The 27000-nt window shown below is 60.5% G+C and carries 20 protein-coding genes and 2 pseudogenes; 15 read left to right on the top strand and 7 right to left on the bottom strand.

Features of this window, described 5'->3' with window-relative positions; genetic code table 11:
- On the bottom strand, positions 1 to 342 hold a 342-nt coding region (locus WCL10_RS19205), incomplete at its 3' end, for a hypothetical protein (protein WP_336897258.1).
- Between the two features lie 129 nt (positions 343 to 471).
- On the opposite strand from WCL10_RS19205, the gene WCL10_RS19200 reads away from it, so the two are divergent.
- Entirely contained in the window at positions 472 to 849 is a 378-nt protein-coding gene (locus WCL10_RS19200) for a hypothetical protein (RefSeq protein WP_336895403.1), read from the top strand.
- 9 nt (positions 850 to 858) lie between these two features.
- The gene (locus WCL10_RS19195) at positions 859 to 1440 is read left to right on the top strand and encodes a hypothetical protein (protein WP_336897257.1); all 582 of its coding nucleotides are present in this window, start codon (positions 859 to 861) and stop codon (positions 1438 to 1440) included.
- A 328-nt stretch (positions 1441 to 1768) separates the two neighbouring features.
- Here WCL10_RS19195 and WCL10_RS19190 read toward each other — a convergent pair whose 3' ends face one another.
- On the bottom strand, positions 1769 to 1975 hold the full coding sequence (locus WCL10_RS19190) for a hypothetical protein (RefSeq protein ID WP_336897256.1): 207 nt from the start codon (positions 1973 to 1975) through the stop codon (positions 1769 to 1771).
- Positions 1976 to 2253: 278 nt separating this feature from the next.
- Here WCL10_RS19190 and WCL10_RS19185 point away from each other — a divergent pair, with 278 nt between their 5' ends.
- The 3 genes from WCL10_RS19185 (at position 2254) to WCL10_RS19175 (ending at position 7281) form a co-directional block, all read left to right on the top strand.
- On the top strand, positions 2254 to 3966 hold the full coding sequence (locus tag WCL10_RS19185) for a GTPase (protein WP_336897255.1): 1713 nt from the start codon (positions 2254 to 2256) through the stop codon (positions 3964 to 3966).
- A 1-nt stretch (position 3967) separates the two neighbouring features.
- Positions 3968 to 5632, top strand: coding sequence for a LeoA/HP0731 family dynamin-like GTPase (locus WCL10_RS19180; protein ID WP_336897254.1), 1665 nt, complete (start codon positions 3968 to 3970; stop codon positions 5630 to 5632).
- A gap of 518 nt (positions 5633 to 6150) precedes the next feature.
- Complete coding sequence (locus tag WCL10_RS19175) at positions 6151 to 7281, top strand: hypothetical protein (RefSeq protein ID WP_336897253.1); 1131 nt, start codon at positions 6151 to 6153, stop codon at positions 7279 to 7281.
- Between the two features lie 58 nt (positions 7282 to 7339).
- On the opposite strand, the pseudogene WCL10_RS19170 reads toward WCL10_RS19175, so the two are convergent.
- Positions 7340 to 8173: pseudogene (locus WCL10_RS19170) on the bottom strand (IS5 family transposase).
- Positions 8174 to 8278: 105 nt separating this feature from the next.
- Here WCL10_RS19170 and WCL10_RS19165 point away from each other — a divergent pair.
- The 4 genes from WCL10_RS19165 to WCL10_RS19150 are packed head-to-tail and all read left to right on the top strand — an operon-like array spanning position 8279 to position 11790.
- Entirely contained in the window at positions 8279 to 8818 is a 540-nt protein-coding gene (locus tag WCL10_RS19165) for an ATP-binding protein (protein WP_336897252.1), read from the top strand.
- Positions 8819 to 8837: 19 nt separating this feature from the next.
- Positions 8838 to 9320, top strand: coding sequence for a toll/interleukin-1 receptor domain-containing protein (locus WCL10_RS19160; protein WP_336897251.1), 483 nt, complete (start codon positions 8838 to 8840; stop codon positions 9318 to 9320).
- The gene (locus WCL10_RS19155) at positions 9317 to 10447 is read left to right on the top strand and encodes a hypothetical protein (RefSeq protein ID WP_336897250.1); all 1131 of its coding nucleotides are present in this window, start codon (positions 9317 to 9319) and stop codon (positions 10445 to 10447) included. Before WCL10_RS19160 ends, WCL10_RS19155 begins: the two co-directional genes overlap by 4 nt.
- Positions 10448 to 10452: 5 nt before the next feature.
- Positions 10453 to 11790, top strand: a complete 1338-nt coding sequence (locus tag WCL10_RS19150; protein WP_336897249.1) for a coproporphyrinogen-III oxidase family protein — start codon at positions 10453 to 10455, stop codon at positions 11788 to 11790.
- 121 nt (positions 11791 to 11911) lie between these two features.
- Here the strand turns inward: WCL10_RS19150 and WCL10_RS19145 are convergent.
- Positions 11912 to 12196 (bottom strand): annotated as a pseudogene (locus tag WCL10_RS19145) (transposase); the annotation flags it as partial.
- 123 nt (positions 12197 to 12319) lie between these two features.
- On the opposite strand from WCL10_RS19145, the gene WCL10_RS19140 reads away from it, so the two are divergent.
- The 4 genes from WCL10_RS19140 to WCL10_RS19125 are packed head-to-tail and all read left to right on the top strand — an operon-like array spanning position 12320 to position 19070.
- Positions 12320 to 13141 (top strand): SH3 domain-containing protein, encoded by an 822-nt coding sequence (locus WCL10_RS19140; protein WP_336897248.1) that lies wholly within the window; start codon positions 12320 to 12322, stop codon positions 13139 to 13141.
- A 13-nt stretch (positions 13142 to 13154) separates the two neighbouring features.
- On the top strand, positions 13155 to 14243 hold the full coding sequence (locus tag WCL10_RS19135) for a hypothetical protein (RefSeq protein ID WP_336897247.1): 1089 nt from the start codon (positions 13155 to 13157) through the stop codon (positions 14241 to 14243).
- Positions 14240 to 16687, top strand: a complete 2448-nt coding sequence (locus tag WCL10_RS19130) for a hypothetical protein (RefSeq protein WP_336897246.1) — start codon at positions 14240 to 14242, stop codon at positions 16685 to 16687. The genes WCL10_RS19135 and WCL10_RS19130 overlap by 4 nt, the downstream gene beginning before the upstream one ends.
- 25 nt (positions 16688 to 16712) lie before the next feature.
- On the top strand, positions 16713 to 19070 hold the full coding sequence (locus WCL10_RS19125) for a hypothetical protein (protein WP_336897245.1): 2358 nt from the start codon (positions 16713 to 16715) through the stop codon (positions 19068 to 19070).
- 270 nt (positions 19071 to 19340) lie between these two features.
- Here the strand turns inward: WCL10_RS19125 and WCL10_RS19120 are convergent, their stop codons facing one another.
- Together WCL10_RS19120 and WCL10_RS19115 are read right to left on the bottom strand one after the other, a co-directional pair.
- The gene (locus tag WCL10_RS19120; RefSeq protein ID WP_336897244.1) at positions 19341 to 23573 is read right to left on the bottom strand and encodes a strawberry notch family protein; all 4233 of its coding nucleotides are present in this window, start codon (positions 23571 to 23573) and stop codon (positions 19341 to 19343) included.
- A gap of 73 nt (positions 23574 to 23646) precedes the next feature.
- Complete coding sequence (locus WCL10_RS19115) at positions 23647 to 24543, bottom strand: toprim domain-containing protein (RefSeq protein WP_336897243.1); 897 nt, start codon at positions 24541 to 24543, stop codon at positions 23647 to 23649.
- A gap of 127 nt (positions 24544 to 24670) precedes the next feature.
- On the opposite strand from WCL10_RS19115, the gene WCL10_RS19110 reads away from it, so the two are divergent.
- On the top strand, positions 24671 to 25333 hold the full coding sequence (locus WCL10_RS19110) for a lytic transglycosylase domain-containing protein (protein WP_336897242.1): 663 nt from the start codon (positions 24671 to 24673) through the stop codon (positions 25331 to 25333).
- Positions 25334 to 25378: 45 nt separating this feature from the next.
- A complete protein-coding gene (locus tag WCL10_RS19105; protein ID WP_336897241.1) occupies positions 25379 to 25558 on the top strand; it encodes a DUF5818 domain-containing protein in 180 nt (59 codons plus the stop codon).
- Here the strand turns inward: WCL10_RS19105 and WCL10_RS19100 are convergent.
- Positions 25546 to 26820 (bottom strand): tyrosine-type recombinase/integrase, encoded by a 1275-nt coding sequence (locus tag WCL10_RS19100; RefSeq protein WP_336897240.1) that lies wholly within the window; start codon positions 26818 to 26820, stop codon positions 25546 to 25548. The two genes, WCL10_RS19105 and WCL10_RS19100, sit on opposite strands and share 13 nt — an antisense overlap.
- Positions 26821 to 27000 lie beyond the last annotated feature (180 nt).

The following is a 27000-nucleotide window of genomic DNA, read 5'->3' as shown; positions in this document are numbered from 1 at the left end:
CCGGTGGGATCGCCAGCCGTTGGGGAAATCACCGAGGTCCGAAACAAGGGAATGTGGGGCAAGTCCGGCCACCTGACCGCAAGTCTCCTCCACGTAAGCGTGAATGGCCGCCAAATTCGGCTCAACGGTACGTTTGACGATAAGGGCGTTACAGGGACTGCTGGCGTCGTTGCGGCTGTAGCTTTCGTGCCAGTCGTTGGCTTCTTCACCACCGGCACCAGCGCCCAAATCGATGCTGGAACGCAGATCAAGGGTTTCGTCGGCGAGGACGTGCCGTTGGTTTTTGCTGCTGCCCAATCTCCCAAACCGCTTGAAGTGCCGGTTGCAGTTCCGGCCGTTCAAGTGGCTGCCCCGTCAGCCGCTACGCCGACTATCGGCTCTGCCCCAAACCAAAACTAGGGCCAGCGCGAGCACGCAAACCCGACGAAACGACAGGAACCTAAGCAAATGCGTCTAGCCCTTTTCGTAGCAATGAGCCTCACCGCCACTTTCCCCGCTTACGCTGAGACAGCTCCGGCCGGACCGGCAGCTGCCGCTGCAACGGGCGAGTTCGGGGTGCCCGTCTATCCATATGATATCACTGACCGCGCTTACGTCGTTGTCGGCGAGGTCCAGGCGGGCGTGCGCAAGGCCACGGTGTTTTCAAAGTCGCCGTCACAAGAAAAAATCTATCGGGAATTGTGGGAACGCGCCAAGAAGCTCGGGGCAGACGCTGTTATAAAGGCCCAATATGGTGATGCTCATGTCTCTGCCATGAGTTGGGGTAAAACCAATGCAACTGGTGTTGCGATCAAGTTTACTCCTCCAGGCACAACCAGCGGATCACCCCAATCTGCTCCGGCGAATTGACACAAGCCAATGCGCACGACGACCTCTCTGGTTGCCATGCTGGCGCTTTGCCTAGCCGCGTCTACAAAAGCTCAGACTAGTATTTCTTCTCCGGCACCGGCCGAGGCTACTGGTTCCAACGCCGCGCCACGCTGGATCAGAGGCACAGCGATCGAGCTGATGGTACTCAAGGAGGTCAACAGCCGGACTGCGAAGGCTGGAAACAGCGTAATCCTTCGCGTGAACGCGCCGGTTAAGATTGGTGGGGTGATTGTCATCCCGGTCGGCGCGGCAGCTCGCGCTGAGGTCATTGCTGTATCTGGAACCAGCGCAGCTGGCGGCAAAGGCCAGCTTAGCCTTCGATTGAGCAGCGTCGACACCCAATGGGGCTCAGTCAGGTTAGCTGGAACCAAAGGAACCCAAGGTGCGAGCAACACGGGCGGCGTCGTTCTGGGTGTGCTTGGCTTTGGCTTGGCTGGCCTCCTGACTAAGGGCGGCAACGCCACCTTCAAAGGCGGCGAAATCATCACAGGATTCATTGACGAAGGTGTAGATCCTGTCGGCGAGCCACTTCAGGTTCCGACGTCGAATTCGCCGCCACTATCAAACTGAATGGCATAGTCTGTTGATGGCCGTGGACCTGAACGGTCGCTTCGTCCCACTACTGCCGATTCAAAGCAAACAGCAGCAAGCGACCAAAGTCGGCCGCTCAGCCCAACTACCGTGAATGTCCGTTTTTGGCAGAACCTGCAGAAAGGCACCCTCGAGCGGATCGTCAACAAAGAACCCGATCCCAATTATTGGAGGCATGGATGTCAATTCCGTGGACTGACATTCTGACACTGACTTCTGAAACTATCGAAGATCAGGAACGTCTTGCACCCGTGAGCCGTATCGGAGCCGACCCTTTTTGACATTTATCTGGGCCGTTATATTTTGCTTAGAGAAGTACCCAATCTTTCCAGGGTTCGCAGGGGGCTTGCAGCTCACCTCTGTTGACCATCCGCTCAATCTCCGCGGAAATGCGCTCTGGCCCTTGCACACGATCATTCAGTTCCTCGCGAGCCCGATCAGGAATCGTCGTGGAATTATATGGCTCGCCCTTCTCGAACGCGCGCTTTATTGCTGCCTCAGCTTCGTCGTCCATGTAGCTCTCCTACAAATCGATATGGACTATCGCACGTTTCAGCACCGCGTGTCATGATCTCTCTGCCGGCGTTTAAGACAGCCAAAGCACTCCTTGACGGTCGCCGTTTCAAGATGCGATTGTCAAGCTAGGGCGCCAGGAAGCTAGCAGACCAGGGAATCGTGCGCGTGCTTCGTATAGGCAGCAGAGTGAGTGCGTCCGCAGCTGGTGGTGACCACCATTGGTCGGACAGGGGCATGAAAGGGGCATGTTCGGGGCCAATCGATGCCGCGGCCTCAATGGTAGCCGCCGCGCGCTTCCACCTCGATGAGCGGCTCGCGGACGTCTGGAGGCACTTGGACTGGGAAGACCCGACCGTCGCGTTTTACGGTGAAACGAACGCTGGCAAGTCCACCCTGATCGAAGCGCTACTGCTCTTGTTCCGATGTCCGGGTGAGGACATGGGCCGGTCGATCGGGGACGGCACGCCGGACTTCACGCGGGAAGCGGCGTGCTACCGATGCGAGTACGACGGTACGCGATTCCACCTTCTCGACGTTCCGGGCATCGAGGGCGACGAAGCCAAGGTCGCCGTTGAGGTCGAGAAGGCTGTCCGGCGCGCGCACACAGTGTTCTTCGTCACGGCCGATGCGCGACCGCCTCAAGGAGGAGACGCCGGGAAAACGGGGACGCTGGAGAAGATTGGGCAGCAGCTACGGCCCCAGGCGAAGGTCTGGGCGGTATACAACAAGAAGCTGCAGAGTCCCCGACAGGTCGGTGCTTCGCTCACCAACGCCGGCGAGATGGGGAGCCTGGCGGTTGGCCCGAACTCCCTCGACTGCAAGATGCGCGAGGCGCTGGGCAACCAATACCAGGGGCACGTCGCCCTGAGCGCCCTGCCAGCCTTCCTGGCGCTCGCCACCGACTTGCCACTTGACGATCGCTTCGCCGCGAAGCGAGATAAGTTCATACGGGAGATCGGGGCGGCCGAGCTGCTCCGCTTCAGCGGCTTGGAGGCGTTCGGCAGCCTGCTGACGCGGGCGGTTCCCGCGCCGGACGAGATCGTGCGGGCCAACCTCCGTAAGCTGGCCCTGCTCGTTGATGAGGTGGCGGACGAGTTGGAGCGGCTGGGTGGCGCGGAATTTGCGGCCCCGGCCTCCGCGCTGGCCGAACGGCTCACGGCGCTCGCTCCTGAGCTCGAGATGATCGCCGACGACGCGGCCAGAGCTGTCAACCGGCTGACCGACGAAGTGACGGACGAGGCCATCAAGACAATCAAGGAGAGAATGCTGGCGGCGATCGAGAAAGGCATCGCTGCGGACGACGAGTTGAAGAGCGCGCTCGAGGCGGTCCTTGCGGAGGTCAGGACTAGACTTCCCGACACGGTGGACAGGCGGGTGAAGGCCACAGTTCAGCGAACCCACGCTTCACGCGATGAAGCCTTGTTCCTGGTTAAAAAGCACCTGCGGGATGCGGATGCGTTCAGCAGTCCATCCTTTGCAGTCTCGTTCTCGCATGCTGTAAACGTGGCAACGCGCAGCGGTGTGAAATGGGACGGCTTGACCGGCGCTGCGATAGGAGGCGCGTTGGCGATCGCGAGCGGCGGCGTCCTCGCAGTAGCGGCTGGCCTCACTGCCTTGGTCAGCGGCATTCGCAGCGTGATGAACTGGTTCAGCGGAGACTATAGAAAGTCGCAGCTGAAGGCATCACTGAACAAAGAACTGGATGCGATCAGGGTCAAGCTCCGCGCGAACGTGGCATCGCATCTGACTATTATCGACGGCGACCTCAGGAGGCACGTAATCGAATCAATGGAGCTGTTAGGTACTGTGGAGCAGAAACTGCGCGATGCTGACCGGTTCGTCGGGAAAGGCGTTCTAGACCTGAGACAGTTGGCCAGCGACAACGAGTTCCTGCGTTGCCAAGCCGAAACGGCCTTCGACACCCGCCGGGGCGCTGATCCCCATCATTCGCGGAGCATCGATCGCTCCGCCTCTTTCGTGAGATTTTGACATGATCACCACCGCCCCTTCGGCCGATGCGAACGACGTACTGCGCTTCATTGAAGCGGGTGAGGAATTAGGCGTTGTGGCCCCGCCCCACCTGCGTGGCAAGCTGGACCAGCTGGCAACCGCCGACACCGGCAAGCTGCGGGTCGCGCTGATCGGGGGCTTCTCTGAGGGAAAAACGTCGCTCGCTGCGGCTTGGCTTGGTATGCTGCCTGATGACATGAAGATCGCCCAAGGCGAGTCGTCCAACGCCGTCACGGTGTACGACGCTGGCGACGAGGTCGAGCTAATCGACACGCCCGGCCTGTTCGGCTTCAAGGAGGCGATTGCCGCCGACGGCACCGTAGAACGGTACAAGGAGCTCACGCGCAAGTACGTCAGCGAGGCTGACCTCGTCCTCTACGTCCTGAACCCGTCTAATCCGCTCAAAGAGAGCCACAGGGAAGAGCTGATCTGGCTGTTTCGCGACCTCGGGCTGCTTCCGCGAACCGTGTTCGTCATCGGCCGCTTCGACATGGTGGCCGACCTCGACGACGACGCGGACTACGACGCAAATCTAGGCATCAAGAAGATGGGGATCAGAGCGCGTCTGGAGGATCTGATCGGCATATCCGACGTGGAAGCCGGGAACCTGTCGATCGTGGGCGTAGCGGCTAACCCGTATGACGAGGGCGTCCGGGCCTGGCTTGAGCGCCCAGATGAATATGCTCGGCTGTCTCGCGTCGGCGACCTGCGCCGGGTTACCGCGCGCAAGCTGGAAGCGGTCGGCGGCGCGGGGGCAGCCAAACGCCAGACCTACCTGGCGATTCTGCGCGACGTTACGGACCGGCTTGTTATGCCCGCGCGTGAGGCGGCGGAGCACGCGGAGAGAGAAGCGGCCGCCGCTAACGGCAAGGCCAAGGAAGAGGGGCCGCGCCTAGCCCGGTACAAGCGCGAGGCAGGGGAAGCACAGATCGCGCTCCGCCGCGCAGTGATCGACTACCTCGGCGAGCTGATCATCGAAGCGAAGAGCACGGACATGGAGGACTTCGCCGAGTTCTTCGACCGCAAAGTCGGGCCGAACGGGATCGTGATCGAGGCGACGATCAGGAACGCATTCACGCGCGAACTCGGCCCTACGAGCCAGCAGCTGGTCGCGATGAGCACCAGCTTCGCCGGCGATAGCCCGGACAGCAACGCGGTGACAGCGATGCTGGGCAAGGTCGCCGGGCGATACGGGGGCGGCGTGTCCATCAACAACACGATGGTCCTCAAGGCCCGAGACTGGGTCATGCCCGCGCTGAAGTTCAAGCCGTACGGGGCGATTAAGCTTGCTCGCGCAGCAAACGGGGCTCTGGCGGGCATAGGAGTCGCAGTGGAGCTGTGGTCGATGTGGCAGGACGCGCAGAAGCGCCAGAAGTTCGAGAACGATCGGCAAGCCATCGTAGATGATTTGGAGTTGCAGCGCTCCGGGCTATTGGCCCAGATCGACGCACCAGACTTCCTGTCGACCTACTTTCCCCAAATTGGGGAGATGCAGGCCTTGTTCGAGGCCTTTGCCACCGCGTTCGCCGCGGCCTCGGAGCGCCATCGCAGGGTGCGCGAGTGGGCAACGAAGGCGGAGGACTTGCACGTTCGGTTCGGCGGCGCGCCGCACCGCCTAGTTCACATACATGCTGTTGCCGAGTGACAGCGGGCCAGCCTCTGTCGCTACAGTAGGCTGCTTGGGTAAACGATGAACGTCGCCTTCCGCGAAAAGTTGCCCTTCAATCTGTCGCTTGGGAACGACCACTTTGTCCCAATTCGAGTCCTTCAGGGCAGCCGGCGGCAGTCGACCAGACCCGGTCGCTCACATCAGCACCGACAAACGTCAGGTCTAGCCGAAAGCGGTCAATCGCGGACAATACGGACATTCAGCAAACCCTCTATTAGCCGCCCTTCCCGAGCCAATCGCTTAGCCCCATAAGCTGACGGTCCGCATTGGAAACGACATTTCACGTTTTTACCGCAAACAAGTAACCCGTAGCGCACTGACAGTGCTGGCAAAAAGTGGTAGTAGGCCTAGTGGCAGCGAGGCAAGTAATCGAACACAGTTTACGCCGCGCCAGCATATCAACGGTTGTTGCGACCGGATCGAGCGCCCCGCTTGTCAGAGGGGTGGCATAACGTTAGCGTTACTTCGGGATCAATGGGGAATGGATGGTGAGATTGACCGGCGCCGTGCTTTCGGCATCTTTTCTCGACGGCAGGATGGCCGATTGGGGGAATGACGACCTCATGATGTCGCAGTATCATCGTGATTTTGTCGAATCGCGGTTTCCAGGCTCAGTGGATGTCTTCGACTTTCCCGAGCTTCGGGCGCTTTTCGATGGCTTCGACAAAACGGCAAATGCGAACCGCAAGCGTCGGCAGCGCAATGGCTTTAGCGCGATCATGGTCGCCGGGACCGGTGCGGCACTCGCTGCCGTACTTCCCATCGTCGATCTCCTGGGTGGCGAATTTTCGCGGTGGTTGTTCGCGTTCGCGGCAATCCTGACCTTGGCGGGATTTGGCTGGGCGGTACTGCTGATCCTCGCCGACAAGCACAAGGAGACCTGGCTGGAGCATCGCCTGCTCACCGAGCGGCTGCGCCAATTCTACTTCCAGCAATTGCTGAGCGATCCCGCTCTTGCCGCGCGGGCGCTTACCGACCCTGCGGCACTGATCGCATGGAAGAGCAAACGTGCTCATGCACTGTCCATGTTCGAGGCATGGCTCAACCGGCCGGTCGGCAGTGAGTTGCTCGCGGTGATCGACGACGTCAATCTTGGTTCGGCCTGGTTCGATGAATCCTGGCTCCGCTACCCGCCGCTTTTGCCGGGCGCAGCCCTCGACGATTATTTCACGATCCTTCGGATTCAGCGCGTGGGCGTTCAGAGAAACTATGTCCGCGAAAAACTCACCGCCGGGGTCGCTTCGCCCGAAACGCGGCTGCAAGCCGCGCAGATCTCGTCTTGGGTGCTGACCCTTGCGACGATCGGCCTGACCGTACTTACCGCTGCCCTACTGTTCGACGGAACGACGACCGGATCGACGCTGTTCGCTATCCTCGCGAGCAGCATCGCACTGGCCGGAGTCCTCTCGACAGTGATTCGTGTTCTGTCGGAAGGGCTTCAACTCCGTCCCGATTGCGAGCGCTATCACTGGTACCGCGACGCCATCCGGGAGGTCGAGGCTAGGCTCAACAATACCGACCCTGGTGTCCGGATGGTCGCTCTGCAGGAATTCGAGCGGACGTCATACCGCGAAATGCGGGACTTTCTTAAGACCCACAAGGAAGCCCGGTTCAATTTTGCATGATCGAGCAGCTATGCAAATCCGGCTATTGGTTTACTTTAGATCCTGATTCAGAAGTTCGTCAAACATAGCAGTATCTTGCGGTTCTGCGGGTCAGCATACGGATGGAAGCGATGTGCGCCCATGCGGTCGATGATGCGATCGTGCGCTCCCAGTCTTTGGCGAGACGGCGGCATCGGGCAAGCCACGCGAAGGTCTGCTCGACGACCCAGCGGCGGGGCAGGATTTCAAAGCTTTGCGCGGTATCGGAACGCTTGATGATTTCCAGCGTCCAGCTTCCGTGCCCCTTGAGCGCGTTCCTGAGCTTCTCGCCCGCATAGCCGCCGTCGGCAAACATGTGGCGCACCCAGAGGCAGCGATAGCGCACCGCTTTGAGCACATCGACCACCCCGTCACGGTCCTGAATGAAAGCGATGTGCACAAGAATCAAGATCAGGAACTCGCAAATGTCGGTCAGGCTGTGGCGCTTGCGGCCACGAACTTTCTTGCCCGCATCATAGCCCCAAACCCCGCCGCTTTCGGTGGTTTTAACGCTCTGGCTGTCGATCACTCCGGCAGAAGGCGAGGCTTCGCGGCCTTCGATCTCGCGCAGGTGCATCACCAGCACGGTATTGATGGCGTCGAATAATCCGGCATCGCGCTAAGCGTAGAAGTACCGCAGCACCGTCGAAACCGGCGGTAAGCATTTGGGCAACACGCGCCACACCCCGCCGCTCGATCCGATATAAAGCACCGCTTTCACATCCTCGCGCATATCCGACGTGCGCCACTGTCCGCCAGACCTCGCAGGCGGAATGAACGGCGCGGTAAGCCCGCACTCGCAGTCCGTCAAATCGCTTGGATTTCGAAGACTTTCCCGGTTATGGTCTGCCCGAGCAATACCAGTCCATCCCATCGCTCCCTCCATCTTCTCGACAAAGACGGCTGAATTACAAGATGCTGGTATTGCTCAACAACTTTCGGATCGGGCTCTTAGATATAAAAGGGACTATGGTGAGAAATGCCCGGCGCGCTGCTCATTTCGGTTTCAGGTGCCTTCAGTACCGGCAAGACCACATTGGTCGAAGCGCTGCGCCAGGTGATTCCCGACGCCGTCATCATCGCGGACGGGGGCAGGGCCGCCCGGGCAGCGGTCCGGGACTTTGACTGGGCGCGGGCCGATGCCCGGTCATTCCTCTATTGGTACCAGCTCGTTCGCGAGGCTGAGGTAAGCGCGCCGGTTGTCCTGTGCGACACCGGTCTGATCGATGTCCTGGCCCATCACCAACTCTATGGGATCGAGCTGCCGCCGGATGTGGCGCTGCACAATCGGCGGTACGATCTTGCTTTGCTTTGCAACGCTGTCGAGGTGGAGTTGGTGGACGATGGCCTGAGGGACACCGACCACGGCCGACGGGCGGAACTCGATCTGTTGATCCGCGAGCATGCCCGGCAGCTTGCCCGGAATAGTGTCGAAATCGGCGGCGATCCTTCCTGGCGGCTTGCAAAAGCGCTTGACCTTGTTCGGACAGCCCGGGAAGCTGCCGGCGGACGCGTTTGAGACTATTGTTGGGGAAACAATGGATAAGGCTGCGATCTTCATCTCCTACAGCAATTGGGATGTTGCGTTCGTCAAGGACCAAGGACGCGGCAAGCCCTTCTTCACCCGCGCGCTGGAGCGGGTCCGGCGCGGCAATTGCACTTTATTCATCTCCGGCTTCGAGACCGACGAGTGGAAGCCCGAGGTCGAGGAAGCGTTGAACCGTACCCATATCTTCATCCCGCTGATAAGCGATGACTTCCTCGCTTCGAAGTCCTGTGCGCATGAAGTCGAGATTGTTCGTGGGCGCAAGGAACGCGGAGAGGCGGTCGCTATTGTCCCTTTTCTCTACCGATATTGCCTGTACGATGACGTGGAATGGCTGGCGAAGGCGCCGGTGCATCGTGGCCCAGGCGAGTTCTACTCGGCTGAATTCACAGAACATGACCGGGAGCATTTCATCATCCATTTCCGGAACAAGATCGAGGCGGTCCTTGATCGCCTTGAGGCAGACTGCACATGAAGCATCGGATACTTGCCGTGGCGTGGGATGGAGATGCTGCGGTCCTCGAATCCGTCGCGCGCCTCCGGCCGGTAAGGACGTCTGGCGCGGCGTTCGACATGTCGGACTGGCTCGACACGGCCGACATGAGTGCGGTCGGTTCGGTGACGACAGTCTATATCGGCGAGGATGCGCCGCGGATGCTGCCGCTGCTCAACAGCGTCCGCCCCACCATCATTCTCGTCTTCCATGGGCCACTCGGGTCGCACAAGCGCCGTTTCTCCTCGGCGCTTTACGAAATTGCGGGCTGGGGTCACCTCAACGACAGTTCTTCGACCTTTGTATTCGTATCCGCCACCGACTGCCCTTTGAGCGATTGCTACGACGGTGCGTTTCGCGACAGTCCCCAGACAGTGTCCGTACTTACCGGTCGTACCACTGATCCGCAGCACACACAGCAATTCGCGAGGGCGGTCGGGGAACTTGAAGTGTGCCTGCGCGGGATAACCGACAGCGGCAGCTTTGCGCCGTCGGTCGGACTGGGTGTCTTTCTGATTTCGAGCGATACCGGCGAGGTGCATCTATCGCAGCGGCGTAACGCGCCCGGCCTGCGGAACATCGGCACCATCGGCGGGAATATTTATAAGGAAGAGAGCATCGAACGGACGCTGCGCAAGCGCGTCGAAGATCGCTTCGTTGGCGAAACCGGCACCTTTAGGCTCGGGCCGCTATTATCCTGCACGAACATGACACGGCGGGCCGATAACAAGCGTCATTATGTCGACCTGACCTTTCTAGCGACGATCAGCGGGAAGCCGACGGAGATCCAAAGTCCACGGCACCGCCCGATCGACGATGACGGGCAGATCTGGTTCACCATCGCGGAAGTTGGGCGATGGTCGGCTGCTGGCAGGTTGTTCCCGCCGGTCGAGAATGCCTATCAGGCGCTGCGGCGCATGCTCGCTCTTCACATCGCGGCATGCGAACGTACCGTGCCGCTGATGAATATCCAGGCGCTGGCCGAGCCCGGTATGGCCGCAATTATCGACGCATTCGAGGACGCCGAAATTTCGGCGGCGATCGGTAACCGGAGCTTGAGGCTCCCGCGCCTAAGCGGCTTTCTCTTCGATCAGCCGGTGAACCCATGAGGACCTTGCAACGCCCGCGCGACGACATCGCCAACTCTCTCGCCACCGAGGCGTTCAAGGGCGACTATATCTACATGTACCCGCCCCGGCAGGCATATCGCCCGACCGACGGCGCTGCCCTTGCCGAACGGATCCGGGCCTCGCTTCAGGCCTCGAACATGCTCAACCTGTATCTGCACTTTCCGTTCTGCCGGCAGATCTGCTCTTTCTGCAATCTCTACACCAATGGTTCGGTGCGCGATGAGGAAGTGGCGCGCTACCTGGCTGCGCTCGAAGCCGAGATCGCCTATTGGGCCACGCAGGTGGAGCGGCCCGAAATTCGTACCATCTATTTCGGCGGGGGCACACCTTCGCTTCTGCCAGCCGCCGCGTTGGGTCGCGTCCTTGATGCGGTGTCACGGCATTTTGGCTGCACGCTTTCCGACATTCCCGAGGTAGCGCTCGAAGTTTCACCAGAGACCGTTACCGCCGAAGGGTATCGCGCGTTGCGTGCCGTCGGGTTCAACCGGGTCAACCTGGGCGTACAGACGCTGGCTGACGACGAACTGGCCAAGTTCGGTCGCGCTTATGGAGGTGCGGTCGCCGGCCAGTCGGTCGAAGACGCCCTCGCCGCCGGTTTCGACAATGTTTGTGTCGATCTGATCTTTGGCCTTGCCGGGCAGAGCGATGCCAGCTGGCTCGCTTCGCTCGAGGCGGTCCTCGCCATGAGACCACAGACAATCTGCACCTATGCCCTGACGACCCGCCCCCAGACCGGCTACGCGGCCAAGGGGTATCTCGAGCTCGATCCAGCGCTCTTGTACCGGCGCTACGACATGGCGCGGGCGCTGCTCCGCAAGCGCGGATACATGGCCGAAAATCATGTCCGCTATATCGCGACAGCGGCCGGCGGCTACCGCCAGAAAGCTAATCACTGGGCCGGCGAGAATGTGTTGGGATTGGGAGCAGGCGCACGTTCATATCTGCGCGATTGCGACTTCCAGAATGGGTACAGTCTGCACCGGCGGCGGAAGATCCTCGCCGACTATATCGAGAGCGTAGAAAAGGGCGAAAGCCCGATCACTGCGGGCTACATCATAGATGAGGATGAACGCCGCAGGAAGCGCGTCCTGCTCGGCCTCTTCGCTCTTGATCGCGCGCGCTATCGCGAAGAGTTCAGCAGCGACCCGCGCGTTGACTTCGCTGCAGAGTTCGACCGGCTGGAACGAGATGGCTTGGTCGAAATCGGAGAGGATATCATCCGCCTGACCGAGCGCGGGGCGCGTTTCCGGGAAAACATCGTCCCGCTGTTTTTCAGCAAGGCTGCGGTAGCGCAGAGCAGCGGCTATGCCTATCAGCAATAGGCATCACGGCTGTGCGCGGTGGTCGGATTTTTGCTGCTGCCATTGCTGCTGTGCTGGATCTTGAGATGGCAAACTGACCAAGGGCCGCAAACGCCACATCCTGACTGATCAACAGCTGTGTATGATTCAATGACAACCACAGCTTGTTGTCCCGCCACAGAAAGAACCAGCGCCGCACCGTCGAGAACGGCGGAAAACACGGCGGCAACATCCGCCACGGCGGGCCCCGACGCAGCAGATACAGGATCGCCTCGACAATCCGCCTGAGTGGCCATTTGCGCGGACGGCCCACATGCGATGCTGGCGGAAAGAACGGCTCCGGCAGCGCCCATTCCGCATCGGTCAAATCACTTGGCAAAGCCAAGTCCGCGCGGGCATACTGCGCCCGAGTGGTGTCGGTCCACATCGTTGATCTCCGGTAGTTTTCGCAAAAACCCCTGAATTAATGACTTGGGATAACGTCAAGCTAACCCGCTGATACCACTCAACTTAATTTCGGATCAGGCTCTAAACCAAGAGGTCCCCTTTGGTGAGCAATGCGCAGAATGATCAGACAACTGGCTTGAAGGACGGTGGTGACACCGCGCTTCGGCATTTACAGGCTCGCGCCTTGCGCGAAGTAACGCCGTCGCCCTTGCCGATGTCTCCAACTGCGAAGACCCCGAAACCCCCGCCAGCAGAGGCAAGCGGCCAGGCGGCAAAGCCAGTCGGGACCAAGCCATCTCCCAAGCCCGCCAAGGGCAAGGGTTGCCTTATCGCCTTGCTGATTGTCCTTGTGGCGGTTTCCTGGTTCTATCTTGCTGAAACAAAGTCCGGTTTGGCAATTAGACCGCTCATCGCCCAGTGGGTCGCCGAGGTATTCGCAGGGCCCGATGAGCGCGCGTGGCTGCGCGCGCGCAAGGGGGGCTTCTTCGCCATCGAGGAATGGCTGGGCAATAACAGCCAAAGTGAATTTGCCGATGAAGCAAGGGCGGAACTTGCGCGCTTGGCAGACATGCTTGCGACTGTCCCGGAAACGCAAACGCGCTGGACGACCACCACCGTGAATTTGCGCACCGCGCCGTCGATAGAGGCGGCAATCGTCGGCCAATTGCCACGGAACGCTGCCATTGAACCAATTGCATCGGTTCGGGACGGAGATTGGATCGCGTTCTTGTGGCAGGGGGTGAAGGTCTACGCTGCGTCGAGCCTTTTTGTTGCCAGACGTGCGGGGCGCCGCAGATACAACCGTAGTTCCGGTCGTGACCCGTTATTGCTGGCTCCTGAGTTGCGCATGGAACTGGCTACGTACGCGGCGGCAACTGTCGACACGCAGCAAAAAGTGATCGATCTTCCGCTGGCGAACAACTGAAAGGAGGCACATAGTGATCACTGCACGTAACCCTCTGTACGGCTTCAGTTGTTATTCCCGGACGTCGCAACGAGACGTTACCGAAGGTCATGCAGAATTACAACTTCAGCTTACTCTCAACTTCTCACCGATCCCTGTCAGCATCTATATGGATACCAGTCCGGCAAGTGGTCAAAAGGGTGGCAACTGGCTCAGGGGCATCGCACAAGAGATCGCAAGATCCCACCTGTTTTTCTGGTGGCAGCACAAGGAGTGGTTCAGCAAAAAGGTCAGCTTGTGGGAACTGGATAGCTTCCAGAGCCGAATTAACGATATCGAGCGGTCCCTCGACGCCACACCCGGTTCGCTCGCCCGTCTGGTGCACGCGATCCCGCTGGATGAGGTTATGGAAGAGGACTGGCCCGTAATGGACGTCCGGCCTGAGCTGATCGGTTATTACGAGACGCTCGATCGGCAGACCCTGTTCACGAACGCCCTTTGCAATGGCAGCGCCCCGCCTTTCCAACCGAACATATACCGGGGCGCGGTCAAGCAGCTCGAACGGCAACTAAAGGATGTTTTGGCACCCTACGGCGGACTGCGCAGGCTTTGCACCGTGCCGCCATCGGACGACGCTTTCGTCACGCTGCTCGTCGAGGAAGCCTACATGCGCGGTCTGGTGAATGGTGAGCCGCCTCCTGCGGCAGCGAAGAGTTTCTTACCCGATGCGCGCCGCTCCATGCATGGCAGGCGCGTGGGACGGCCGCTGGCTCAAGTCGAAGGCGACGGAACGGATTTTCTGGTCACCGCCGAAGTTGAACGGGGCGGCCAGTTTGGGTCCGCGCCGGTGGCCCGCGACCAGCATTGGCGGGCTTGCTGGGACGCCGAAGGCGCGGACGAGGTCGATGACGATTCCCGCTTGCTAGGCATGCGCCTGCCGACCCGGACCGAAGCGGATCGCCTGATGGCGCTTCTGGCAGCGTCTGCCGACGAACGGCATCGATGCGGACTTGTCCAGAGCGTGCGTGATTTCTGGTTCCGCGACCGGATCACCGACATGCCGCGATCGACCACCGGGGTCTCGCACGCAGCTATTTATCTGGTAGTGGAGGAACGCGAATGAGCGACGGACCTGCCCAACCGATCGTGGAAGCGCGCGCCGGCCGGGGGGTCGGCACCGATCCTCGCCAGAGTGCCAAACTGGTCGAGGAACCGGTGGCCGAACATTTCGCCCGGCTTGTTCCGTATGACGAACTGCGCGCGTTGCTTTTGCGGGACGTTCTTCTGGGACGTCCCGGTGAAGCTGCATCAGGTATCTGTTGGCTGCTGATCCCCAAGGCGGACCCGATTGTGGCCGCCGCGGCCGCCGCGGCCATCGGCGAGGATGCCCTCCTTCTGGTCAAGCCGGGAGCGCGTCACGGCCCATTCGATGCCCTGAGTGCGCGGTGGCCGGACTATGTCCTCGAGCGGACCGCGACGCAGCCGCTGGTTATTTCCGCGCTGGGAGAAAAGAGCGACCAGAAGGAAATTGCGATCAGCCGGATCCAGGCGTTGCTGACGGATCGGCCCAAGTCGCTTTGCAGCATCTTCATTCTGGTCAACAAGGACTGGGCCGATGACCTGCCGCCCGGCCCGAGTATCGGGGCGCAGGAGCCAGGAATGCTGGTTGCGTCCGCACTGTGCGAGTTGAGGCCGATCGACGTCGACGATTTCGAAGATGCCAGACTTGCGGTAGATCTCGTAAACAAGTGGGAAGACCAGCAGAAGAACCGCCCTTCGCTTCTTGGCGACCTTATCGCTCCGGGCTTCGCGCGGGTGACGCGGCGATATTGGGACTGGAAGGACGACGGCAAACCGGGCGAGGATTCGCTGCTTGGCAACGATGATCTGGAAATTGATCCTCGACCGACAATCGCCTGCTTTCTCGTGGCCTATTTCGCGGACCTCAATCCCGCCGACTTTTCCGAATTGAGCGCGCAGTTGATGGTGGCAAGCCCCCTCCGGCGGGGCTCGCTCTATGAAGCGGAGCCGTCACGGGTCGTCACCGACACCAATCTGAAAGACGCAGGCATCGCCTTCGGCCGGAAGGCCGACCGTCGCCCTTATGCCGAATTCATTGGCAGCAAGGATTTGAACGCACAGCGTAAAGCGCGCGCCACGAGGGCGGCCTTTCGCGACAAGGCCCCGTTGCTTCGCGAACGGATGGTCGGCGCGCTGCGTGACGCTCTGGTCTTCGGGCATGAGACGGCGTCGGTCGCGAATGATTTCATCGAGATCGAATTGTTGCTGCTGCAAGAGAGTTCGCGCGATCCCGCTTTCGTTGCGCGCCGGGTGCGCCGCATCCTGTTGGGTTCGGCTGTGCGAGCAGGTGCCATCCCGGATGTTCACGCATCCAGGCTGCGCGCAGTCGAGCGCGCGCCTGAACTGCTATCGCTTGTCGCAAAGCAGATCGGCCTGTCGCCGGCTGTCCTTCTCAGCAATCTGGCCAACCAGCGCTTCATCGATCGCGACCAGACAGACATCGTTCCGCCATGGTTCATCGCCTATCTCGGTTGGGCATTCTGGGGCAAGCAACGCCTCGCGCTCGGTGATTTCCCGGCCTGGAGCGATGAGGGCTTCACCGAAGACGCTGCTGACGCACAGCGTGGGGCCTATCTGATGTGGCTGCGCAACGCGCTTTCGCTCGGTACCCCGCATACCGATGCAACTGGCGAAAACACGCCTGCGAAAACCGGGGACGCGCCCGAGGCGGGGAATGAGGGGACCGGCGATCTGGACGAGGACTGGTCCAGCAGTCGCCTCGCGTGCGAAGCCGCGACGTTGTTGATCGATGGATCTGCGGTTCCCGATCATTTCGCGGCCCGCATTTTTGCACTTGGACTACTGGGCGTGCTGCGCCCGCTCCATCAGAAAAGCTGGGCAGAGGCAGCAGCGGGACTGCCGGAATCGCTAAATCCCGAGGTGCTTCTGCGGGCGGCGCTCAGCAAGCCATTCAGTACTTGGCTGTCGGGTAAGGATCAGACGACGGATTACCACTGGAGCGCCTGGGACTTGTTCGCTGCCGTTGACTGGATGCTGGAGGCCCTGTTCGCAAAGTCGGCGCTTGGCGTCTATGAATCATCGATGATGCAGCACTGGCTCGCCGACAATGTCGCGGGCACAGCCCAAGACCTGCAATTCACGGACGCCAGAGTCTGGCGCAGCAATCGCGGCGATCCCGGGGCGCAAATGCCGGAAGAGGTACAATCCTTTGTATCCCGAATTGTTGCGCTGCTGCCGATCGTTCCGGCATTGCTGGCATTGTCGACGAACGATGCGCCGCTTCCAGAAGCGTTGCGCGTCTGGCTGACACAGCGGGAAGAGGATGAAGCGGAGACGCCCCTTGACAAGCTGCTCAAGCAGGTCCGGGCAGTGGACAGGTTGCAGGGTGAATGGTCGGCGTTCCTTAGCAAATGGAACATACCGCTCAGCCGCCAGCAACGCACTCGGGCCGATCTCCTGCTGCGCGACCGACGCGAAGCCGTCGCGCGGGCCGACAGGGCGCTGCGTGGGGTGCGCGCGCCGTAATCAACTCTCTTGGGGGCGAAAATCAATGCGATTTGAAGATCTGGTCGAAGTCATGGCTGACACGAAAACCCTGCCGCGCCTGACGCCCGACCAACTCGAATTCCGCTTCAATCCGGTCAAGAAGCAGGTTGCCGGCAGCTTTGCATTCGCTGGCACCAGACTGTTGCGCATGCAGACCCAACAGAGCTGGGAATGCACTGTCGAGGTCACGCTTGATGACCGGACCACGGGCCGGACCCGCCACTTGCCTTTTCAGATCACCGTGCGCGGCACAATTCCGCGCGACAAGGCAAAGGCGGCCGCCGCGCTGAAATGGCTGCTGCCCTGCTATCTGGAGGGAGATGGCGTCAGTCGTTTCGATGGCGCGAAGATGATCAAGGACGTGCTGCGCGGCGTGCTGCATCAACACGACGCCGACATCAACGGCGCTCATGCCCGGGCGGCATCCGCGCGCGAGATCGACAAGACCCAGACCAAACTGTGTCTTGCGATTTGTGACGCTGGCCTCATCGTTTCGGAGGTCGAGCTCTATCCCCGCAACCTCAATCCGGCGATCAACGGACGCATCGATGAGCTTGTCACCTTCAAGGACGAAGGTAACCCCTTGAAAATCCGCGACAGGAAGCTGCTCGGCGAACTGGCGGTCGGCTATTTGGCAAGGCTGCGCTTTGCGTCGGGTGAGCCGGCAGTGGTGGCAAACTATGCCTATGCCGGTTCTGTCTACGGGAGACAGGCGGGGGTGGCTTTGGCCGATCCCGGTTCGCCGGGCCAGATCCAGCCGCTTGAGGCATGGTTTCGGCAGATCCTGGAAAGAGAGCTGCTGCGCGAGAACCTCGACGCAACAAAGCCGGTCGCCAGCGATGCGCTGAAGGCGCGCATTTCAGCCATCTTGATCCAGGGCACAGGACGCGAAATCGACGGCGATCTGATTTTATTGCCCGCTCGCAATGCCAAGGACGCCCAGGCTGCAATCGGCTCGCTATCCTTCGCTGGCGCGTATGGACTGCATTATGCCGGCAAAGCACCGATAAAAATCGTTCATGAGCTGCTATACGAGGTCAACGATCAGGACCGCTGGCGCAGCGCTGGGTCTCCTGACGTAAAGGAACTGCTTGAAAAACTGGTCAGGTCGGCTGTGCAATCGTTTCTCCATGGAAAGAGCTATGCGGAGATCGTGGAGCTCTATGCCGAGTCCGATCAGGAGAAAGGTCCACTCGACGACGAAGTGCAGCGCAGTGTGATCGAGGAAGCCATGACCTACGGGATCACGGTCAGGGGGCCAATCGCGTCCATTCACGAAATTCCCGGCAGCAGCTTCATCGGCAAGCGACACCAGGTCGTGCTTGAAGAAGCTGCCTACCAGATGCGGGAATCCGATGTGCGGACCTGCTGCACCATCACCGCCGACCTCACCTTGTCGAGGGAGCCTGCCGAGCAACAGCGGTTCGTAAAGGCATTCCAGGAAAGTGACGATTTCAGTCAGATGGTTCGGCGCGAGGTCAAGGCGATTGTCAAGGAAGCGCTGGAAACACGCATTCGACCGGCACAATTTTACAACGCAATATTGGTGGTACAGTCGATCGAAACTGACATAGAACCCGATGATGTTGTTGAATCACTTAAAGAAGCACTGCAAAATAAGCTGATTGAAAGATTTGGTTTAACAGTAGAAAAACTTTTAATTCAACGAGCTGACCAAGATCAGGTTGCCAAGAGGCTTTTTGAATTACGACGAGATAACAGGGTAAGCGGAATTGCAACCACTAGTCGTGGATCGAACCTCAAGACCTTTTATCACCTGCCATTCACTGTACTGATCCGTAATATCATGATCGATAAATGGCATAGGTTCCACGCGCATGTGGGTATGCCAAGTTTGCAGGACCATCTCCATGAAGTGGAAAAGACTGCAAAGGAGGCTCTGGAGTCTTTGGTTTCTTCATTTTCAGGCGAAGATGACCAATTACGCCTTGCCATCGATAACGGTGCAGTCGCATGGCAGCTCGCCAATCGGATTGCCGCAGAATGTGGTCTTGCGGTGGAGGTGATCAAGCTTGAACTCGAGATCGAAACGCCCCACGCGGACGAAGGGATGCAAACGAAGCTGGAGATCCGTGAGAACAAGTTGACGCGCTTGCGAGCCCAGTACGACGACGGCGGTGCCTTCGGCTCCCATCACGATGCAGATCTGGAGCAGATCGATCGCCTGATCGACGAGATCGAGACGATCAAGACCCAGATCCGGCAGACGGCACAAGCGCAAGGCAAGCTGACTACCAGGCTCGTGGCACCGGTCGGGCTGCTTGCCAACGGTCGCCCCGATCAACAAGCCCGCAAGCTACTCGGCACGTCAGTCGATGCAGGCTCGGAAGGGGCAGCTTGAACGCACTCAGTCCAACTTGAACTCCAGGTCGAAATGGTACCTAGAATTAGCGGGCGATTCCCGAGGCACTCGTTGTCTACATTTTGATTGCGTCCGTCACATTCTGCTCGAAATTCGAGGGCATCAGTTATGGACGAATTCGAAAACTCACAATCCAGCAGCAGAAACATCGGGCCTATCTTCGATCCATTGCCGCCGATCAACGGGAAGGCCTCAAGGCAAACACCACTCCCGCGCCAGCAGGTTCGTGCAAGTCCCAAACCCGGTCGATCAAAGGCGATCAATGCTCGCCATGACCTCTGCAGCACCTTCTAGCGGAACGAACAGGCGCGTCTGGAACCGAATTATGTCGGTGAAGCAGCCCTTTGCTTTGTACCAATCGAGCCGACTTGCCGACCAACCGGTCAGTTCAAGCCGCTGCGCACCATTGACCAGGCTCCGCTTGAGCATGAGCGCCTCCCTCCCCTTGACCAACATGGCACGGCCGCTCGTGAGAACCGCCGCAATGAGGCTCTCAGGTGCAATCTCGGCTGCGGCATCAAGCCCGAGCGCGTTGCAGATATCTCCAACAGCATGCAGCGGGACCTCGCGGCCCAATAGCGAGCGGCCATCGCTTGCGGAGATGCGGCTCACACGAACATAGTTGGTTGGCAGCTTATCCCAGACCGGGAGCAGCAGGCCTGTGGCCAGATGCAAGCGTTCGCGCTTGAGCGAGGACAGAGCTTCTTCGACTTCGGTTTGCCACGCGGCGCGGAAAACGGGCTCATCGACCGGCTCCCAGCTGCTCTCTGCCAGTTGATCGGCGGACAGGTATCCACGCTTCAACGGGCGCACCAGTTCGTGGCGCGTGATGCGGGTGCCGTCGTCACCAAGCAGACTGCGGGCTGGCGCCAGCAATGCTGCCCTGCCAGAGCGCGAATTGCACATCAGCCGCTGACGGCCGCCGGACGTACCTTCGAGTTGACCAAGCCGATCAAGCGTCAGAGGCTTGAGCGCACGCGCAATCTCCAGTTCCAGCAGGTGGGTTGTGGCACCAGACACGCTGTCGGTTCGCAGCAATGTGTCGGACAGGATCTCGAAGCTCTCGACAGCAATGGTCTCGAGTCCGAGATCGAGCGTCCCTGATGCGCGTGCCGCATCGATCTGCGCTTCGACGAGACCAAGGAACTCATCGAAGATCGCGTTCTGGAGGCCGATCGGCAATGCAAGGATACGGTTGAGCCAGCGCTGGATCGTGGGGAGGTCGTCGACCATCCCGCCATCGGCGCTCTCGATCCTGAGCCCGGTCAGGTCCTGAAACCGCGCCAGTCCGACCGCTTCGAGCTTGCCCATGAACAGCAAGCCGAACCAGCGGTTCAGGGCTTCCTTGGCGTAGATGCTTTCAAGGTTATCGGCCGGATCGAACAGGTTCTGCCCGCCGGTCTGCCGCTGGCCGCGCGTCAGGGCCCCCAAGCTGTCAAGCCTACGGGCGATCGTCGAGATGAAGCGGCGCTCGCCGCGCACGTCGGTTGTGACCGGCCGGAACAATGGGGCGGACGCCTGATTGGTGCGGTTGGTGCGGCCAAGGCCCTGGATCGCAGCATCGGCCCGCCAGCCTGGTTCGAGCAGAAAGTGGACGCGGCGGGCTTGGTTCTTGGCGGCAAGATCCGCGTGGTAGCTGCGCCCGGTGCCGCCGGCATCTGAGAAGACGAGGATACGCTTGTCGCCGTCCATGAACGCCTGGGTCTCGGCAAGGTTGGCGCGCGGAGTGCGCGACTGCAACTTCTGGCGTCCGTCGGATCCGACGATGAGCCGCTTGGTGCGGCCGGTGACTTCCGCGACTCTATCGGTACCGAAGCGTTCGATGATCGCATCGAGCGCGGTGGCGATCGGCGGCAGCGCGCAGAGCTGCTCGACCATGCGCTGGCGCGCGGCCAGCGCCGCCTGGCACAGCACCGGCGCGCCGTATTCATCGCTTATCGGCTCAGAGCGGGGATTGCCATTCTCGTCGGTGAAGACGGCCATCAGCCGAACAGGAAAGCTGTTCATCAGGTAGTCGACCACGTATTCACGAGGAGACAGGTCGATTTCCAGCGCCTCGCGTTCCTCATTGGACAGATCGGCGAGGCGGCGCTCGAGCATGGCCTCGGCCGTAGAGACAAGCTGCACGACAACTGCGTGACCTTCATGCAGCGCCAAATCGACCGCCGGGAGCAGGCTCGGCAGCTTCATCGACAGCAGCAGCTGCGCGAAGAAGCGCTGCTTGGTTCCTTCGAAGATCGAGAGCGCTGCCGATTTTGCTCCGCTGTTCAGCGTTCCTCCGGTTTCGCAATCGACGATGCGTGTTGCTTCGAGCGCCTCGCGCAAATTGGCGTGGATAATCGCCCAGGCATCGGCATAGGCATCGTAGACCGCGATCTGATCCGCGCTGAGGCGATGCTCGAGGATGTCGTATTCGACACCGGCGAATGACAGGGCGCGCGCAGTATAGAGCCCGAGTGCCTTCAGATCGCGGGCAACGAGTTCCATCGCAGCAATCCCGCCAGTGCGGATGTCGGTGACGAACTGCTCGCGGCTGGCAAAGGCCGTTTCTGGTCCCCAGAGGCCAAGCCGTGTGGCATAGGCGAGATTGTTTACGTCTGACGCTCCGGTCGCCGACGCGTAGAGCACGCGGGCCCGCGGAAGCAGGTTCTGGAGGCGCACGCCGGCGACGCCTTGTTCCGACCCCTTCGTCTTGCCGCGCAAACCTTCGCCGCCTGCGGCATTGGCCATAGCGTGTGCTTCATCGAATACGACCACGCCGTCGAAGTCCTTACCGGCCCATGCGAGGATTTGATCGAGCCGGGTGGCGTCAGCGCGTCCCGAGCGCAGCGTCGGGTAGGTCACGAACAGGATGCCCTCCTGCATAGTGACAGGGCATCCGAGCTTCCATGTCGCGAGCGGCTGGATATCGATCGGCAAGCCGCCAAGCGCGGACCAATCGCGGCGTGCGTCTTCGAGCAGGGCCTCGTTCTTGGATATCCAGATATGGCGGCGCCCGCCCTGCACCCAGCGATCGAGAATGACGCTGGCAACCTGGCGCCCTTTGCCTGCGCCGGTCCCGTCACCGAGGAAATACCCCATGCGATAAGCACTGCCTTCGGCGCTGGCCTTGAGCGTGCAGCCTTTGTCCTCGGGCGCAAACAGGCCGGGCAAGTCGCGTGCATGGGCACTGACAGCGTAGACGAGCGTCTCGATCTGCGCTGCCGAGAGCAGCCCGCGCGCAACGGCAGTGCCGGGGAGCTTCGGCACCTCGGTTGGCACCGGCGCGGTTATCGAGCCCATCGCGACCGATTCCACCAGCGGCGTGGGGTGCTCCGCAGCCCCTGCGATCTCGATCCGGCTGGGCCGATAGGGCAAATAATGGCCGACCTGCTCCGGCGTCGGGGCGGGCACATCGAGTGCGTTGTAGACAACCGATGCGGCCGCTTCACATGCCGAAGCGGGCCTCGCCGCCACTAGCGACGGACGAAGCGCAGGTCGCAGCAACGGTAGAGCCTTGAGGGAACGGAGCGGCGTAACCGCCGCAACTGAGGCAATGGCACGAGCGGGCACTGCATCCACAAGAGCGCACACTTCCGCAAGGTCCGAGGACCGGGCGATGGCGGGGTCGCTGGCTGCATCGACCTTGTCGAGCACCAGCAGCCGAGTAGTGATCGAGGTGCCCTGAGCAACGAACCCGCGCTCGATGGCGACGTTGAGGCGCAGCGCTGCTGGGCTGGTTACGCGGCTCAGGAACCGGCCGATGTCGAACCACTCCGGCATGATCGCGGTGAGCCGCCCGCCGGGAGCGAGGCGGTTCCATGCCGAACGCAAGTGCCGCGCGGCTGTACGGCCATCGTGACCGCGCTCGGCGCCCCACGAATATGGCGGGTTCATCAGGACAACGGCGGGCCGAGGCGCTGCGCCCAAAAGGTCGTCGATCAGCTCTGCATCGTGGCCCGTAATGCTGGCCACTGGGAACAAGTGACCGAGGCAATCACGCCGCAGTGCGGAGAGTTCGTTAAGGGCAAGCCTAGCGCCCGCCTTGTCCGCCCATAGAGCCAGCATGCCGGTTCCGGCGGAAGGCTCAAGGACGAGATCGCCGCGTGCGATGCAACAGGCCCGTGCCGCTAGCCAGGCAAGTCGCGGCGGGGTCGCGAACTGCTGGAGCTCTATCTGCTCGTCGCTGCGCGTGGCCTGACGCGGCACCAAGGATTCTAGGCGGCCGAAGAATTCTGCGGCAGTGAGCGGGCTGGCGTCCAACCCGATTGCCGGCTGATCCTGCAACCAGATGACTTGCGCAATTTCTAGCGCGGCGTTGGCATCGCGCACAGACCAACGGCCAGTAGCATCGCTGCCACCGAACTGCGCGGATAGCTCAGCATTGAGGACCCGACGCGTAATGGCCTCGGATCGGGTAAACCGGGCTGCAACGGCATGCGCGACTGACATGACAAGGGGTTGCTCACCAAACGGCAAGGCGAGAACGGGGAAAGTGGACATGCGAAACCTCCTGACGAGACCCGCGCCATGCAGGGCTCAAAAGGCACCAAGCCACCTTTCCTCTCCGCGACGCTCAAATCGCCGCGCGCAATCGCTGCATAAGCACGTCGTTCCAGTCCTCGTCGGCACGCTCAGGGCGCTGGGTCACGATCCGCCGATCCTTACGGGCATAGGCTTCGCGAGCGCGTTCTTCTGCGAGCAGACCGCCAGCATCGTTGTCGACGAACAGAATGAGTTCGCGCACCGATTCCGGTATCGTGACCAGTCCGAAACGCTCGTTGCCAAGAGTCGCCCAGCAGGGAGTTCCGAAAAGTTGCATTGCTGAAAGCGCGCTTTCGGTGCCTTCAGCGAGGCCGAGGCGCCCCGTTCGCGGGAACGCCAGGCGCACCGCGCCAGAACCGAGACTGCCCAGCGCGCGCTTGGGCTGTTCGAACGTCGCGAGACCGTTGCCATCGGGATTGAGGAAGGTGCGGTGCAGCGCCAAGATTCCGACATCATTGCGCACCGCCGCCACCATCGCCGGAAGGAACTGCACGGAGCCCTTGGGGCCAAGCGGCATACGCGGATGAAAGCGCAGCTCGGACGATGCGACCGTGATACCTCTTGCCGAGAGGTAGCGAGCGGCCGAGCTGCCCGTAAGGGGTGAGGCCTCGAGCCATAGCCTGAGTGCGTTGCGGTCGGCGATTTCGTGACGCGGCTTGGTTGCGATCGGGCCCCCTGCCCCGTCGAACAGGTCCGAGATCCGCACCCCAAGCTTGGCCATGCCTTGTAAGACGGCCTCATTGGTGCAGCCGGCAAAGCAATGAACCAAGATCGCGCGCTTACCGAGTGTGATGCTGAGCGAGGGGGTACGATCAGCGTGGGCAGGGCAGCAACACATACCGCGCGAGCGGGACCATTTCCCGCTCAGTGCCTCGACGATCATGCGAGCGCGGGCTTCGAGCGTTTCGCGACTGTGAACTTGGGACATGGGACATCTCCATTCTGGCATGCCTCCACCCGCGCAGCCTCCGCTCTGCGCTGCCATCAATGCGTTTTCCTACACATCTTGTTCTTTATATGTTCCAGACCGATTCGGATATAGAAGGAATCGATTCATGAGGCTGAGATGGGCAACGTTTGCTGCGGCGGTGACGGGACTAGCGGTTATCGCCCCCGCTCAAGCGCGGGAGGAAGCGATCACTGGAGTTGCCACTGCCCCTGAGATGAGACCTCAGGGCTTCCATGTGGCCGAGGCGTCAAACGGTTTCCAATTGGTCGAGCATGGTATCTGGAAACGTCCCAAAGATACTACCTTGCCCGCCGCCGCTATCGTCGAAGCGGGCCGGATCCACCTTCCCTATCTCTATGCGAAATCCGATAGCAGGGGACCGTCGGGTTTTCGCCGGGCAAGCTACCTTCCCCATGTCTACGCTGCGGAGACGCAATATGCGTTACCGGCGGGCCTTCTCGACGCGTTGGTATGGACGGAGTCCCGCTATAATCCTTTGGCAATTAGCAAGGCTGGCGCCGCCGGGTTGGGACAGCTGATGCCCGGAACTGCTCGCGATCTTGGCATTGCAAACCGCTTCGATCCGAAGTCTAGCATTCTCGGCGCAGCACGGTATCTGCGCCAAATGCTCGACAAATTTGGGACAGTGCATCTGGCCATCGCTGCCTACAATGCTGGGCCTGGCGCGGTGGAACGAGTTGGCGGTATTCCGCACAATGGCGAGACGCCGGCCTATGTGCGCGATGTGCTGCGTCATTGGCGTTTCTGAAAAGGGGGGTTGGTTGTGAGTTCCAGTCGAATACGCGTGTCTGGAATGTTAAGCCGCGGCAGGCGCGGGATGATCTTGACCACAAAAGCCGATGAAGTCTGGATCGTCGAGAGCGAGGAAGTTGCCGACGATCTCATTGGCTCTAAGGTGATCATTGAAGGTGTCGTTGCAGGGATGGATCGGTTACGTGCTGACTGGATTGGCGCGGACAGTCATTCTTCCTGATTTTTCTGCGGTGGATATCTCGCGACGAGGTGAAGAACCTCCCTGCCCCATAGCGCGAGCGCCTCGCGCTTCTCATTGGTGTACTGATGCCGATGATAAACCCCGGCGACACCAGCCATTGCTGACCCCGACTGATGATTGAGGACAGCTTCCGAGACGACCAATGGTATTCCGAGCCTTTGCAGGCCGGTTGCCACCGTCCGGCGAATATCATGCATGGTGAAATGCCCAGCTTCATAGCCGAGCTTCTCGTCCACGTTTGCCCGTATCCGCTTCCAAGCCTTCGACAGGCCACTGACACTGTTCGTGTTGGTTACCTTGGATGCCAATAGAATTTGGGTTTGTTTGTGAGCGTCGTCCGGAGCGATCCCCGAGGCCGCAAAAATCTCGGTGACGACCGCAAGGGTCTGCGCTGACAGCGGCACCACATTCGCCTTGCCGTTTTTCGCTCTGTCCCCCGGCACCGTCCAAACCTTCGCTTTGAAGTCGAACTCATCGCAAGTGGCGTCGAGCACCTCTCCCCTGCGTTGGGCTGTAAGAACAAGCATTTGCACAAGATGACCAAACGGAAAGCCGTCTTCGGCAGCAGCCTGCCACAATGCCGCGAGTTCACGATCGCTAAGTACGCGGTCGCGAGGCTCGCTCCGCTTCGGGCGCCAAGCATCCCGACACGGGTTTGCAGGCAAATGCTCGAGCCTGGTGAGCGCCCATGTGTAGAACGTAGAGAGATGGCGAAATACGATGCGCGCCATGGTCAGGGTCTCTTTGCCGCCCTCGAAGGCCACCTTCTCGACGAAGCGGCTCACGTCGCTTCGAGTGATAGCATCGGCGAGGCGGTCGCCCAACTCAGGCTCAATGTACTTCCGGAAGACTCGGTCGAACTCCCGGGCGCTGCGCTTCTTCCCTTCGATCTGCTGGACGAGGTAGATTTCATAGAGCTCAGCAACAGTTCCAACCCCCTTGGTCCCCTTCCGCTTCGCACCCTCTTTCCTTGCGATACTCTTGCCTTGCTCCACGTCGACAAGGAGATCGCGCGCCTTCCTTCGAGCATTGGCCAAAGTGAAACTCGGGCCATGGCGTCCAATCGTGATATTCAACCATTTCCCCTGCACCCGCTTGCGCAAAATGTATGTCTTGATACCACTCGCGCCGATGCGCAGGCGAAGGCCGTTGACGATGCCGTCCACGAGCTCAGTCTGTCCTGTCGCTGGGGCCTTCAGCCCTGCGATCCGCGCATCCGTCAATCCCACTTTGTTCGCCATATGTACCTGCTACCTTAGGTAGCTTTTTGTACTGGATACTTGCGAACATTTCAAGAACAATCCGGACTATGAATCCCAGATTTCCGCCACTTTTGGACCCGTGCGGACACGCTAGGACCCTCTGATTTCAGCTCTTAATCAGCGGGTCCTAGGTTCGAGCCCTAGTGCGTCCACCATTCT

Source organism: Novosphingobium sp. (assembly GCF_037133355.1).
Classification (GTDB): domain Bacteria; phylum Pseudomonadota; class Alphaproteobacteria; order Sphingomonadales; family Sphingomonadaceae; genus Novosphingobium.
The sequence above is the reverse complement of the archived record's forward strand: the minus strand, read 5'-3'. Positions and strand labels throughout refer to the sequence as shown.